The sequence below is a fragment of the Glutamicibacter sp. NPDC087583 genome, assembly GCF_044743685.1.
Lineage (GTDB): Bacteria > Actinomycetota > Actinomycetes > Actinomycetales > Micrococcaceae > Glutamicibacter.
Window position 1 is genome coordinate 460,414 of the sequence record NZ_JBIUWY010000002.1, and the last position, 12,494, is coordinate 472,907.

Annotated in this window: 14 protein-coding genes; 7 read left to right on the forward strand and 7 right to left on the reverse strand. The window is 64.0% G+C overall.

Annotated features, from left to right (window positions below; genetic code table 11):
• Positions 1-14 precede the first annotated feature (14 nt).
• Positions 15-1,178 (forward strand): sensor histidine kinase, encoded by a 1,164-nt coding sequence (locus tag ACIOU9_RS08300; protein WP_402696509.1) that lies wholly within the window; start codon positions 15-17, stop codon positions 1,176-1,178.
• On the forward strand, positions 1,175-1,837 hold the full coding sequence (locus tag ACIOU9_RS08305) for a response regulator (RefSeq protein ID WP_402696510.1): 663 nt from the start codon (positions 1,175-1,177) through the stop codon (positions 1,835-1,837). The genes ACIOU9_RS08300 and ACIOU9_RS08305 overlap by 4 nt, the downstream gene beginning before the upstream one ends.
• On the opposite strand, the gene ACIOU9_RS08310 is transcribed toward ACIOU9_RS08305, so the two are convergent.
• Both ACIOU9_RS08310 and ACIOU9_RS08315 read right to left on the reverse strand, forming a co-directional pair.
• Complete coding sequence (locus tag ACIOU9_RS08310; RefSeq protein ID WP_402696512.1) at positions 1,785-2,141, reverse strand: VOC family protein; 357 nt, start codon at positions 2,139-2,141, stop codon at positions 1,785-1,787. The two genes, ACIOU9_RS08305 and ACIOU9_RS08310, sit on opposite strands and share 53 nt — an antisense overlap.
• 32 nt (positions 2,142-2,173) lie before the next feature.
• Positions 2,174-3,073 (reverse strand): LysR family transcriptional regulator, encoded by a 900-nt coding sequence (locus tag ACIOU9_RS08315; protein ID WP_402696513.1) that lies wholly within the window; start codon positions 3,071-3,073, stop codon positions 2,174-2,176.
• Between the two features lie 127 nt (positions 3,074-3,200).
• Here ACIOU9_RS08315 and ACIOU9_RS08320 point away from each other — a divergent pair, with 127 nt between their 5' ends.
• Complete coding sequence (locus ACIOU9_RS08320) at positions 3,201-4,586, forward strand: MFS transporter (protein ID WP_402696514.1); 1,386 nt, start codon at positions 3,201-3,203, stop codon at positions 4,584-4,586.
• A 51-nt stretch (positions 4,587-4,637) separates the two neighbouring features.
• On the opposite strand, the gene ACIOU9_RS08325 is transcribed toward ACIOU9_RS08320, so the two are convergent.
• The 4 genes from ACIOU9_RS08325 to ACIOU9_RS08340 form a co-directional block, all read right to left on the reverse strand.
• Entirely contained in the window at positions 4,638-4,790 is a 153-nt protein-coding gene (locus ACIOU9_RS08325) for a hypothetical protein (RefSeq protein WP_402696515.1), read from the reverse strand.
• A gap of 196 nt (positions 4,791-4,986) precedes the next feature.
• The gene (locus ACIOU9_RS08330; RefSeq protein ID WP_193058526.1) at positions 4,987-5,331 is read right to left on the reverse strand and encodes a TM2 domain-containing protein; all 345 of its coding nucleotides are present in this window, start codon (positions 5,329-5,331) and stop codon (positions 4,987-4,989) included.
• Positions 5,332-5,538: 207 nt separating this feature from the next.
• Positions 5,539-5,838, reverse strand: coding sequence for a hypothetical protein (locus ACIOU9_RS08335; RefSeq protein WP_402696516.1), 300 nt, complete (start codon positions 5,836-5,838; stop codon positions 5,539-5,541).
• Between the two features lie 117 nt (positions 5,839-5,955).
• On the reverse strand, positions 5,956-6,819 hold the full coding sequence (locus ACIOU9_RS08340) for a bifunctional methylenetetrahydrofolate dehydrogenase/methenyltetrahydrofolate cyclohydrolase (protein ID WP_402696517.1): 864 nt from the start codon (positions 6,817-6,819) through the stop codon (positions 5,956-5,958).
• 170 nt (positions 6,820-6,989) lie between these two features.
• Between ACIOU9_RS08340 and ACIOU9_RS08345 the strand changes: the two genes are divergently transcribed.
• Positions 6,990-8,024 carry a flavin-containing monooxygenase gene (locus tag ACIOU9_RS08345; protein WP_402696519.1) on the forward strand — a complete coding sequence of 345 codons (1,035 nt, stop codon included), beginning with the start codon at positions 6,990-6,992 and terminating at the stop codon, positions 8,022-8,024.
• Between the two features lie 9 nt (positions 8,025-8,033).
• Here the strand turns inward: ACIOU9_RS08345 and ACIOU9_RS08350 are convergent, their stop codons facing one another.
• The gene (locus ACIOU9_RS08350) at positions 8,034-9,779 is read right to left on the reverse strand and encodes a hypothetical protein (RefSeq protein WP_402696520.1); all 1,746 of its coding nucleotides are present in this window, start codon (positions 9,777-9,779) and stop codon (positions 8,034-8,036) included.
• A 326-nt stretch (positions 9,780-10,105) separates the two neighbouring features.
• Here ACIOU9_RS08350 and purU point away from each other — a divergent pair, with 326 nt between their 5' ends.
• Genes purU through ACIOU9_RS08365 form a run of 3 tightly spaced genes read left to right on the forward strand, consistent with a single transcriptional unit; the run spans position 10,106 to position 12,434 of the window.
• Positions 10,106-10,948, forward strand: coding sequence for a formyltetrahydrofolate deformylase (gene purU, locus ACIOU9_RS08355; RefSeq protein ID WP_402696522.1), 843 nt, complete (start codon positions 10,106-10,108; stop codon positions 10,946-10,948).
• Between the two features lie 2 nt (positions 10,949-10,950).
• Positions 10,951-11,862, forward strand: coding sequence for a DUF1266 domain-containing protein (locus ACIOU9_RS08360; RefSeq protein ID WP_402696524.1), 912 nt, complete (start codon positions 10,951-10,953; stop codon positions 11,860-11,862).
• A gap of 53 nt (positions 11,863-11,915) precedes the next feature.
• Positions 11,916-12,434, forward strand: coding sequence for a gamma carbonic anhydrase family protein (locus ACIOU9_RS08365; protein ID WP_402696525.1), 519 nt, complete (start codon positions 11,916-11,918; stop codon positions 12,432-12,434).
• Positions 12,435-12,494: the final 60 nt, after the last annotated feature.

Genomic DNA, 12,494 nt, shown 5'->3' on the forward strand with positions numbered 1-12,494 from the left:
GGGATGCTGGAAGCATGAACTTCATTCGGCGGATGGGCAGCGGAGACAAGGAACCCGAGGTCGTCGGCACCTATCTGGTGCTCACCGCCATCTTGCATCTTTCGGGACTGGCCAATCCCCCATGGTTCGCGATCCGCGGATACGAGTGGATCCCCCTGCTGCTCATCGGCTTGGCCGCCGTGCTGGTCCGTCGCCGTTTTCTCGTAGCCAGCTCCGTGGCCATGCTGCTCGCCGGCGCCGGCCTGCTGGCCGTGGGCAGCATCGGCGGATACTTCCTGGTCTTCGAGTGCGTCTTCGGGTTGTTCCTGCTCGGTTCGGTGCGCATGCGGACGGTGGCACTGGCTCTGCTGTGCCTGGCCGCCATCTCGCTGGCCATCGCCACCTGGCTGGTCACCGGGAATCCGCAGGAGGTGGTGCTGGCCTTGTTCATGGCCGGCTTCATCCTCTTCACCCCGATGCTCTGGGCGGAGAATGTGCGCACCGCCAAGGAGCTGGCCAAGGCCGAAGCCCAGCGGGCAGAGGCTGTGCAGTCGGCGGCCGATGCCCGCGAAGACCAGCTGGTCGCCGAGCACGACTTTTCCCGCGTCCAGGAGCGCACAGCATTGGCCCGCGAGATGCATGATGTGCTCTCGGCCAGGTTCTCGTCAATCGCCCTGCTCTCCGGCGCCCTGCTTCCGGCCGCACCCCCAGATGCGCGGGCACCGTTGCAGAGCATCCGCGATGAGTCGGTGTCCGGCTTGGAGGACATGTCCGCAATGGTGCGGATGCTGCATGCCGGCGGCCCTGCGCTGCAGGCGCGGATCGAGGACCTGCCCGAGCTGGTGGCCGGATTCGGCAGCCCGGTGCGCTGGGAGTACCGGGTGGCGCATCCGCAGCGCTTCGGCCCGGCGGTGCATACCGCCGCGCACCGCACGGTCTGCGAGCTGCTGGTCAACCACGCCAAGCATGCCCCGGGCACTACCCTGGAACTGAGCGTGGTCCAGGAGAAGGGCCTGGCGATCACGGCGAGCAACGGGCTGCGCCAGGACGCCGGCCGCGCCCCCGGAGCGGGGACCGGGCTGGAGAATATCCGCACCCGCGTCGCCGCGCTCGACGGACGGTTCGAGGTGCGCACCGGCACGGATTTCGAAGTGCACGTCGAATTCCCGGGCCCAGCCGAAGCAATGGAGAAGCCATGAAAGTCCTGATCGTTGATGACCATGCAACCGTCCGCATGGGGATCCGGCTGGTGCTGCAGGCCGCGGAAGACCTGGAAGTCGTGGGCGAAGCGGCCGACGGGCGATCGGCCATTTCCATGGCCCGTGCCCTATCCCCCGACGTCATCCTGATGGATCTGCGCATGCCGGTGCTCGATGGCATCGAGGCCACCAAGGCGCTGCATGGCAGCTGCCGCGTCGTGGTGCTCACGACCTTCGATGATGACCAGTACCTTTTTGGCGCGCTGCAGGCCGGGGCGCACGGGTTCCTGCTCAAGAGCGCCGAACCGCAGGCGATCATCATGGGCGTGCGTGCCGCCGCCCGTGGCGAATCGGTGCTGGATCCGCAGGTGACTGCGCGGATTCTGGCCCGGGCGCTGGCGCCGGAGCCCGGCACCGCGAAGCTGCCTGATGGCTTGACCGGCAGGGAACGCGAGGTGCTCGACGGGTTGGCCGAAGGGCTGAGCAACCCGCAATTGGCGCAGCGGCTGGGCATCGGGCAGAGCACCGTGAAGACGCATGTCTCCCAGGTGCTGGCCAAGCTCGGAGTCTCGACCCGGCTGCAGGCGGCGAAGATCGCCTACGCGGCTACCAGCTCACCAGGCAGAACGGGTGGTCCTGCGGGTCCAGATAGACCCTGAAGGTCTTGGACCCTTCCCCGGTCCAGCGCGCACCAAGGTGCAGCACCTGTTCTTCGGCCAGGTCCAAATCCTTGACCTTCACATCGATATGCGCCTGCTGCGGGTGCACATGCCCGGGCCACTGCGGGGCCACGTACGGGCTAACCGCCTGGAAGGCGAGCGCAGGATGGTCCGGCGCGTCGCCAATGGATACCCAGTCGGGCTCGTTGACGATGCGCACCATCCCGAGGAGCTGTTCATAGAATCCGGCCAGTGCATCGGGGTCCTCGCAGTCGATGACCATGGCCTGCCACGTGCCAATCATGTGGCCATTATGCGCGCCCCGGGGGTGCGCGTCTACCAGGACTCAGCCATCGCGCAGGTGCAGTGGTCGATCAGCGCCTGGACGCGCGCGGGAATGCGCACCCCGCGCGGGGTGATGGCCACAACCGCATTCGGGTAGTTGGGAGCCTGGAGCTCGCGGAAGGCCAGCGGGCGGCCCTCGATGGAGACCTCGGCATTGTTCGGGCGGCGCATGAGCAGCCCGTAGCCCAGGCCACGGCCCACCATCGCGGAGACCAGGATCATCTGCGGGACCGAGGCGGCGATCCTGGGCTGTAGGCCCTGGGAGGCGAAGAGCTGCTTCTGGTGCTCGGTGCTCGGGTCGGACTCGTAGATGATCAGCGATTCGTCGACCAGGTCGGCCAGTTCCAGCGGCCGGGCGAGCTTGGCCAGCCGGTGCTCGGGATGCAGCACCACCTGCATCTCGGTCTGGTAGATCGACTGCTTGTCCATATCGGCGGGCAGCTGCAGGTCGTAGACGAAAGCAACGTCGATCTCGCCCTCGCGCAGGGCCGGCAGCAAGTCCTCGTGGGTGCCCACGCGCACATCGAGCTGCACCTCGGGGTGGTCGAACCCTTCCAGCGTGGCCGGAATCAGGTGCGGAGAGAGCGAAGCGAAGCAGCCGAAGCGCACCGGCCCGCGCAGCGCTCCTTCGGTTTGCGGGAATGTTGCACGCAATTCGCCGACATCGGAAAGGATCTTCCGGGCCATGGCGGCGAAGTGCTGCCCGGACGCGGTGAGCCGGATCCCGTGGGCCTTGCGCCGCAGGCACAAGGTCTCCCCGGCATGCTTCTCGATGGCGGTAATTGCCTGCGACAAGGCCGATTCCGAGATCCTCAATTCGCTGGCCGCCGAACCGAGCGTGCTGTGGACGGGCAGTTCAGCCATGATTTCCAGATGGCGCATCGAATACATAAGCCGACCTTCAGAAGTATTGCAGACATTTGAAGTTTACCTTACTTGTGCTTGGTGCCACACTGGAGTGACCCAAAACTCAGGTGCCAGTGATCGACGCCTCGGTACCACTCGCAAGGGAAGCACTATGACACAATCCAAGGCCGCCAAGGCCAACCAGCGCCGCGTAGCTTTCGCGACGGTCATCGGAACCACCGTGGAGTGGTACGACTTCTTCATCTACGCCACCGCAGCAGGCCTGGTCTTCAGCCAGCTGTTCTTCGAGCCAGCTGGCCAGGACATCGCGCTGCTGATCTCCTTCGCCTCGGTCGGCCTGTCCTTCCTCTTCCGCCCGCTGGGCGCATTCCTGGCCGGGCACTTCGGCGACAAGATCGGCCGCCGTGCGATGCTGGTCCTGACCCTGGCGCTGATGGGTGCAGCCACCACGCTGATCGGCGTGCTGCCGACCTACGAGACCGCAGGCATCTGGGCGCCGATCATGCTGCTGCTGCTGCGCATCCTGCAGGGCATCTCCGCTGGCGGCGAATGGGGCGGCGCAGTGCTGATGGCCGTCGAGCACGCCTCCGACGGCCACCGCGGCCGCGCAGGCTCCTACCCGCAGGTGGGCGTGCCGCTGGGCATGCTGCTGGCCTCGGGCACCATGGCGCTGATGACCGGGGTGATCTCCCCCGGCGATGCGTTCCTCGAATGGGGCTGGCGCGTTCCGTTCCTGGTGTCGATTATCCTGATCGCCGTCGGCTACTTCGTGCGCCGCTCGGTGGACGAGTCCCCGGTCTTCGAGGAAATCAGCGAGAACAAGGCCCAGACCGCTGTGCCGATCCTGGTGCTGTTCAAGAAGCACTGGCCACTGGTGCTCATTGCCGCGCTGGTCTTCGCCGGCAACAACGCCGCAGGCTACATGACCACCGGCGGCTTCTTCCAGGCCTACACCACCAACCCTGATGGCCCGGTCGGGCTGGAGCGCACCGACGTGCTGGTCGCCGTGGCCTTCGGCGCCGCCGTATGGCTGGTCATGACCCTGGTCGCTGGCCTGCTGGCCGACAAGATCGGGCGCAAGCGCACTTACCAGATCGGCTTCATTATTCTGGCAGCTTCGCTCTTCCCGGTCTTCGCACTGGTCAACTCCGGCTCGCTGGGCCTGCTCTACCTGGCCTTCGGCCTGTTCTCCATCGGACTGGGGCTGACCTACGGCCCGCAGGCGGCGCTCTACTCGGAGCTGTTCCCGGCCTCGGTACGCTTCTCCGGCGTCTCGATCTCCTACGCGATCGGCGCGATCGTCGGCGGCGCGTTCGCACCGACCATCGCCCAGGCGCTGGTGCAGGCGACCGGCGGCACCACCGCGGTGGCCATCTACCTGCTGATCGTCGTCGCGATCTCGTTCACCGCGGTCTCGCTGATCCGCGACCGGGCCGGAATCGACCTGTCCTTCCGCAACCAAGCGGAGCAGGAAGTGGGCGCGCTGGTCTTCGACAAGCGCCGCGCTGAAGCAGTGAAGTCCACGCAGGACGCCTAGTCTCCCTGAAAATGGCCCGTTCCAAAAGGAACGGGCCATTTGCGCATTCTGCTACTTCAGCTTGGTGCGCAAGACTTCCAGGCGCTGGCGGTACTCGGTGTCATCGATCTCCCCGCGAACGAAGCGTTCGCGCAACACCCTTCTGCCCTGGCCGGGCCTTGGTGCTGCCAGCGGCGGCGCTGGAAAGTGAAGACCGGCGATCACCAGGAATCCGGAAATCGGGACGAACCAGAACGAGCCTTATACCTAGCCTGCGGCGTGGGCGAGAGTCGTGATCACGATGCTCATTGGGCAGTGGGAACGGATGCATCCACTCTGCCTCGATCAGCCCACCGGCACATCCGCCTACGGAAGGCACTGTGCACTGGCCGTGCGCTCCCCTAGGCAGACTGCCGGTACGCTATGCCATGTATCGGGTGGCGCCGCGCTGGTTGATGCGTTGGACCGTGCCCGGGATGGTGAAAATGTCGATAATGAGCAAGATCCACAGCACGCCCAAGGGCACCCAGCCGATCAGGATGAAGGTCGTGGCCCAGCCGATAACACCCAGGGCCAGGTACACGACGCCCGCCACAACCTGGCCGAGATAGAACTTGTGGATGCCCAGCTGGCCGAGGAAGAACCATAGGACGTAGGCCAGGAGCGTGCTCTTCTGGTTCACCACAACAATGTGGTTGTTGATCTGGATGGGCTGCTGTGGTTGCTCGTAAGGGCGCTGTGGCTGGCCGCCAGTATTTTCCGTCATGGGTACCTCGATAGTGTTTGTTGCGTGTGATGATTCCACCACCACTTTATCCGACAAGTTGAGAATTCATTCCCAACCGGACGAGCATTACTCGTTGCCCAACTTTTCTACGAGAGTGACCAGCCGGATTCGTAGGCAAGGACCACCAGCGAGGTGCGACCGTGAACCCCAGCTTGCCAATGACCCGCGAAACATGGGTTTTTGCAGTCAGCGGGGGATGAAAAGTTCCGCGACGATCTCGGCGCTGTTCTTCCCGGTGCGACCTGGATCAGCGCTTCGCGCTCCCGAGCGGTCAGTTCGGCCAGGCGCGGCGGCGCTCAATGCGGCGCATCCGGCCGCGGCCAGGTCCGGCGATCGCCGCCGGAAAATCAAGAGGGCTGGCCCGGCCAGCAACAGCGCCACCCTCCCGACCGTGAGATCGACGCCTTGGCGCCAAGCGGCCATATGCGTGCCCACGATCTGGATGACGGCGACGGCCATGGGGAGGAACAGCGCTCGTCTTCTCATGAAACAGAGGATGCTCTGGCGGGCCGAGTCGACACATGCCACTGGCGGCGTGCGCGCAGTACTCCCGCGGGAGTACAGCAAAGCCCGCGCCGGGAACCGGCGCGGGCTTGGTTGAGACTAGCGGGCGTTGCGCTCGGCGGCCTCGACCACGTTGTTCAGCAGCATCGCGCGGGTCATCGGACCCACGCCGCCCGGGTTCGGCGAGATCCACGACGCGACCTCGGCAGCAGCCGGATCAACGTCGCCGGTGACCTTGCCATCCACGCGGGAAACGCCCACGTCCAGCACGATCGCGCCTTCCTTGATGGCGTCGGCCTTGATGATGTGCGGCACGCCGGCAGCGGCGATGACGACATCGGCCTGGGCCAGCAGCTCGGGAAGATTGGTGGTGCCGGTGTGGGCCAGGGTCACGGTCGCGTTCACGTCGCGGCGGGTCAGCAGCAGGCCGACCGGGCGGCCGATGGTCACGCCGCGGCCCAGGACCAGCACGTGCTTGCCGTTCAGGTCGATATCGTGGCGGGCCAGCAGTTCCACGCAGCCCAGCGGGGTGCATGGCAGCGGGGAGGCCATCGGGCGGTTGACGTTGGCGACCAGGCGGCCCAGGTTCATCGGGTGCAGGCCGTCGGCATCCTTGGCCGGATCCATGGCTTCGAGGATCACGTCCGTATCGATGTGCTTGGGCAGCGGCAGCTGCACGATGTAGCCGGTGCAGTTCGGGTTCTCGTTCAGCTCGCGCACCTTGGCCAGCAGCTCGTCCTGGGTGGTTTCCTCGGGCAAATCCACGCGGATCGACTCGATGCCCACTTCGGCGCAGTCCTTGTGCTTGCCGCCGACATACCAGGCCGAGCCCGGGTCGTTGCCAACCAGGATGGTGCCCAGTCCGGTGGTGTGCCCGGCAGCCTTGAGCTTGGCAACGCGTTCGACCAGTTCCTGCTTGATGGCGGCCGCGGTGGCCTTGCCGTCGAGAATGCGTGCGCTCACGCTGTTCCTTCCGTAGGTGCCCTGTTCCCAAGGCGGGTGGTGTGCAAACCCAGGCGCGCGGCTCGCACAATTAGCTCCCTGGTGGTTACCCACCTAACGCCAGTCACGCGTTCCAGTGTAGCGAAAATTGCTTCGGGAATGACTTTGAAGTGCGCAGAGTTACCTTATGCGTGTACTCGACAATCGTGATCGGCGCAGGGCAAGCCGGGCTTGCCGCCGCCTACCATCTGGCCAAGCGCGGCATCGACTTCCTGGTGCTCGACGCAAACCCTGCACCCGGCGGGGCCTGGCAGCACCGCTGGGATACCCTCACGCTGGGCGACGCGCATCATATCCACCCCTTGCCCGATTTCCCGCTCGAGGTGCAGGATTCCACCCGGCCGGCCTCGCAAGTGGTGTCCGAATACTATGCGGAATACGAACAGCGCTTCGCGTTGCCGGTACGCCACGGCGCACCGGTGACCTCGGTCGAAAACGACGGAGAAAACTTCGTGGTGCACGCCGATGCGGATTACCGGGCGCGCACCATCATCAACGCCACCGGGACCTGGAGCAATCCGTTCTGGCCGGTCTACCCCGGGCACTTCGACGGTCCGCAGGTGCACACAAATGGCTTCGTCTCCCCGCAGCAATTCGCCGGGCAGCGCGTTTTGGTGGTCGGGGCCGGCGCCAGTGCCACCCAGTTCATCGTGCAGTTGCGCGCTGCCGGCGTGGATGCCCTGTGGTCCACGCGCAGCGCACCGGACTGGCGCGACGTTCCCACCGGTGCCGAATGGGGCCAGGAAGTGGAGCGCCAGGTCAACGAGCGCACCAGTGCAGGGCTGCCGCCGAAGTCGGTGGTGGGCACCACCGGGTTGCTGCTCTCCGAGAAGATGCGCGCCGGGATCGCCTCCGGGGCGCTGGTTTCGCGGGGGAAGATCGACCGGCTGGAATCCGACGCCGTCGTCTTCTCCGACGGGTCACGCGAAAAGATCGATGCAATCCTGTGGGCGACCGGCTTCCGGCATGCCCACCGGCATTTGCGCGATCTGAAACTGCACACGGCTCAAGGCGGCATCCTGATGGAGGACGGGGTGGCTGCCGTGGCGGTGCCGGGGCTGTTCTTCGTCGGCTATGGCGCGTCGGCCTCGACTTTGGGCGCTACCCGGGCAGGGAGGAAGGCGGCGCTGGCAGCCAGCAAGTTCCTGTCCGCGGTTGCGGTATAGCGTGCCCAGTTACTTCTTGCTCACCTTGGTTAGCACGGTGGTGTAGCCGGGTTTCGAGGCCGTCACCCACACGCCCAAGGTCTTCCGGGCATCGGCTTTGACGACCTTGTAGTTCGGCTTGGTGGCCTTGGGGATGATCTTTCCGGAGCGCGTCCATTGGTAGGAGATCTTCACGTTTTTAGTGTTGTAGCTGCCTGCCGTGGCTTTCAAGGTCTTGCCGGTGGATTTCTTGCCGGTGATCACCGGCTTCTTCAGGACCTTGAGCTTGGCGGCTGCGATCTTCCCGGTCGCAGTGCTGGTCACGGTCTTGGTAGTGTAGTTGGCCTTGGCATAGGTCACCGAGACTGAGATCCGTTGGTTCAGATCTGCGGGTTTGAGCGCGTAGGTCTTTGCCGTGGCACCTTTGATCTTCTGGCCGCTGCGCAGCCACTGGTACTTAGTGGACTGGGCGGACGGAGCCGGTGTGGCGGCCTTGGCGGTGAGTTTGGAACCGACTTTTGAGGTTCCAGAGACCTTTGGCTTGGCAACCGTGATCGTACCCTTGACGACCTTGACTGCCGAGCTGGCCGGCAGCCATACCGATTCTCCGTCCGCCGCGTGCAGAGTTGCCCGCACGGCGATCTTGCGGTTGGCATAGGACTGAGGTGGGGTATAGGTTTTCGCGGTAGCCCGCGGAATCTCGAAACCGTCGACTAGCCACTGATAATGGCGTGTGAACTCCGGGAAGTATGCGGCGTCGAGGGAAGCGGTGAGCTTCTGTCCCACGATCTTGCTGCCGCTGATCGTCGGCTTGGCGATCGAGGCGACTGTCGCGGCAATCGGCGCTCCGTACTTCATCGTCCCCTGCGCCGAGGGGACCCATACTTCGCCGTTTTGACGAACTGCTTTCGTCTCATAGTTCAGCGCGATGACTTTCTTGGAGTCTTCGCGCACCAGCTGGTAGCTCTCTCCCACGGCACCGGGAATCGGTGCCCCGTTGCGGGTCCACTGCAGGGCCGTGTATGGGTAATTGGTTGTCGGTGCCAGCAGGGCATCTCCCACGACCGCCGCGTCATGGCCCGCCAGCGACGGGTTCCTGTTCAGTGAAATTCGGCCGAGCTGGGCAGTATCGCGCACGCCAATGTGCCAGCTGGCCGCGTAGCTGACAGACTTCAGATTCTCCTGTCCCGGGATCACCGCCTCGAAGTCGGTGAGTTCAGCCGCCACACCCGCGAATCCAGCTTTGTTCGCGGTGAATCCGGTGGGGCTGATCTGGCCCAGGATTCGTTCGCGGGTGTATTCCCACGGCTTGAGCACACTGCCATCCACCGTGATCACCGGTTCAATTTCCGTGCTGGCACCGATCTTCAGTTCGATGAGCGGCTTGGTGTAGCTGGCCAGATCCAGTACTTCGAGATCAGACAGATCCTTGGCCCAGCGATAATCCGTCGAACTCGTGGCGAGCACTTCAAGTTCCTTCAGGTCAGACAACTGTCCCAGCCCAGCCAGCTGCACCTGCTGCCCCTTGGGGAATGTCAATGACAGTGACTCCAGCACTGGCAGCTTGGCTAGTTCCGCGATGATTTCCTGTGGAGCCTTATTGATCCGCACCGATTGCAACTGGGGGTTGGCGGCCAGGACTTCCAGCCCACCGAGCGCCTGCTCCTTCCGGGTGTCGACGCCGATCCACTGGATATCGCGCGTCATCGGCAGTTCCTGCAACGATGCCACGTTCTTGCAGGACAAACCCACGACGACACTAGCGGTCTCATCCATGTACTCGAAGCAGTCTGCAGGGCTGATAGCACCGTGGGCTGGGGGCACGAGCCCGGCGAATACCAAGGCGGTGGCGCCTATAACCGAAGTAAAACGATGCAGCAGCCTCATGTGTTTCCCCAAGTGTGAAAAAGCCAAATTTATAGACATCATGTCATAGCGCGGCCAGGTATTGATCATTAGTTCGAACGGTGTTTTTTGAAGACGCATAAAGCACCTCGGCTGAGTGCGGAAACCTGCTGATGATCCAGTAGCTTCGACGCCTAACTGTGTAACTCCACCGAGACGAATGTGCATGCAGCGCGCCAGCCGGTTAATCTCAATGCATGAACAATTTCATCGTCACCCTATCTTGCATCGACCGTCCCGGCATCGTCCATGCCATTTCCGGGGGTCTACTGGGTGCCGGTTGCAATATCACCGAGTCCCAGCAGTTCCTCTCGCCCGAAACCGGCACCTTCTTCATGCGCATCGAGGTAGCCACCGAGCAGTCCCTGGAACAGATCCGCGCGGGGCTCGCGCCCATCCGCGACGATTTCCACATGTCCCTCCGTGTGGACGATGGCGCCAAGCGCACCCGCACCATGATCATGTGCTCCAAGGCCGGGCATGCGCTCAACGACCTGCTGTTCGCCCAGCGTGCCGGCACGCTGGCCATCGACGTGCCGGTGATCGTCTCCAACCACCTGGATTTGAAGCCGATGGCCGACTTCTACGGCGTGGACTTCGTGCACCTGCCAGTGACCAAGGAGAACAAGTCGCAGGCCGAGGCTGAGCTGCTCAAGCTCGCCGAGGACTACGGCATCGAGCTGGTGGTGCTTGCCCGCTACATGCAGATCCTCTCGGATTCGCTTTGCGAGCGCATGGAAGGCCGAGTCATCAACATCCACCATTCCTTCCTTCCCTCATTCAAGGGCGCGAAGCCATACCATCAGGCCTACGCCCGCGGCGTGAAGCTGATCGGCGCAACCGCGCACTACGTCACCGCTGACCTGGATGAAGGTCCGATCATCGACCAGGAAGTCACCCACGTCTCGCACACCCGCACCGCCGAGCAGCTAGTTGAGCTGGGTCGCAGCGTAGAGGGCCGGACACTGACCCGCGCCGTGCAGTGGCATGCCGAGCACCGCGTGATGCTCGACGGCCAGCGCACCATAGTCTTCTCGTAGGCATGGATTATGCAGCACTGGCCGTCCTCGCCCTGCTGGTTGCCGCCTCGGCGTGCTGGCCATTGCTCAGGGCGTCAAGCAAGCGCCGCAAGGCGTTGAAGGCCCAGGCGCTGCAGCTGCCAGAGCACCATCGGCCGCGCTACCGGCAATCTCTCGCCGGAGATCCGCTGGCTTTCCCTCTGGCCATGAGCAGCGGCTATGCGCTGTGCCGAGGGGCGGACCTCGATGCCTTCCTCTTCCCCGATCCGGAAGAAGAGCGGATTATCCTGGCCGAAGCGTGGGGCATCTTCGATGACGAAGATGCTTTGCAAGAGATCTGGTCATTGCTTTCGCACGGGCACCGGTCTGTCTGGCAGCAGGCACGGGACCTGGTCGAGACGGGTGGAACTCCGCTGGCCCAGCACCGAAATGCGCTTGGCAAGCAGGCACGGACTTCCGACGAGGCCCGCGAACAATTGCTGTCCCTGCGCCGGTTGCAGCGCAATGAGCGCGGTGTGCTGGAACTGGACTTCCTGGCGTGGGATCTTTCACGCGCCGTCATGGTTGCACGATCCGCGGCCACCTGCGGATACCTGGATCTGCGTATAGCTCAGGACGTCGCCTTGCAAGCTGCGTCGTATGCCCAGCAAACCTATGGTTCGTGGGATGAATTCGTGAACGCATTTGATACCGCGCGATGGTTCTGGCGCGCGCAACAAGACAACGCGCTGGACGATGCCCACGACGCGCACCGGACCGAAGTGCTCACCGGCGCTGACGGCCCTTTCGCGCAGGTGGATTTCGCCGCGCCGATACCGGACAGCCAACTGCTGCTCCTCGAAGCCGCGGAGCAGCTGGGCCTGCCGTTGCGCGCGCTCGAGGAGGATCGGGACTGGCAGCGTGCACTGGTTGCCGCAGCCCGCTCGCGGACTTGAGATCTTCGATAGTGAACTCGCCGCTGCAGTGCTTGGCCATTACAGTAGGTGGAATGACGCACATTATTACCATTGACGGCGCGACCCCGAAGGTCGGCCAGGACGTTTTCGTAGCCCCTACCGCCACCTTGAGCGGCGATGTCGAGCTGTCTGACCGTGCCAGCGCCTTCTACGGGGTTTCCGTGCGCGGCGATTCGGCACCGATTCGTGTGGGCGAAGGCACCAATTTGCAGGATAACGTCGTGCTGCACGCCGATGAAGGATTCCCTTGCACCCTGGGCGCGGGCATCTCCGTGGGCCACTCGGCAGTCGTGCATGGCGCCAGCGTGGGCGATGGCTGCCTGATCGGCATGAGCGCCACCATCATGAACGGTGCCGAGATCGGTGAGCAGTCGCTGGTTGCTGCAGGTGCACTGGTTCTGGAAGGAACACAAGTTCCGCCGCGTTCCCTGGTTGCCGGCGTTCCTGCCAAGGTCCGCCGCGAACTGAGCGAAGAGGAAGTCGCCGGGTTGAAGACCAACGCTGACCACTACCTCGTGCTGGCAGCCAAGCATCTGGAAGCCAACGCCTAGAGTTTTCAAGGTCCTGGAAGCGCACTGCTTCCAGGATCTTTCACTTTAAGCATTGCGCGC

Bases quoted from the DNA above. Each gene is read 5' to 3' on its own strand.
- ACIOU9_RS08300 (WP_402696509.1), top strand. From the start codon at position 15: ATGAACTTCATTCGGCGGATGGGCAGCGGAGACAAGGAACCCGAGGTC.
- ACIOU9_RS08305 (WP_402696510.1), top strand. From the start codon at position 1,175: ATGAAAGTCCTGATCGTTGATGACCATGCAACCGTCCGCATGGGGATC.
- ACIOU9_RS08310 (WP_402696512.1), bottom strand. From the start codon at position 2,141: ATGATTGGCACGTGGCAGGCCATGGTCATCGACTGCGAGGACCCCGAT.
- ACIOU9_RS08315 (WP_402696513.1), bottom strand. From the start codon at position 3,073: ATGTATTCGATGCGCCATCTGGAAATCATGGCTGAACTGCCCGTCCAC.
- ACIOU9_RS08320 (WP_402696514.1), top strand. From the start codon at position 3,201: ATGACACAATCCAAGGCCGCCAAGGCCAACCAGCGCCGCGTAGCTTTC.
- ACIOU9_RS08330 (WP_193058526.1), bottom strand. From the start codon at position 5,331: ATGACGGAAAATACTGGCGGCCAGCCACAGCGCCCTTACGAGCAACCA.
- ACIOU9_RS08335 (WP_402696516.1), bottom strand. From the start codon at position 5,838: ATGAGAAGACGAGCGCTGTTCCTCCCCATGGCCGTCGCCGTCATCCAG.
- ACIOU9_RS08350 (WP_402696520.1), bottom strand. From the start codon at position 9,779: ATGGATGAGACCGCTAGTGTCGTCGTGGGTTTGTCCTGCAAGAACGTG.
- purU (WP_402696522.1), top strand. From the start codon at position 10,106: ATGAACAATTTCATCGTCACCCTATCTTGCATCGACCGTCCCGGCATC.
- ACIOU9_RS08360 (WP_402696524.1), top strand. From the start codon at position 10,951: ATGGATTATGCAGCACTGGCCGTCCTCGCCCTGCTGGTTGCCGCCTCG.
- ACIOU9_RS08365 (WP_402696525.1), top strand. From the start codon at position 11,916: ATGACGCACATTATTACCATTGACGGCGCGACCCCGAAGGTCGGCCAG.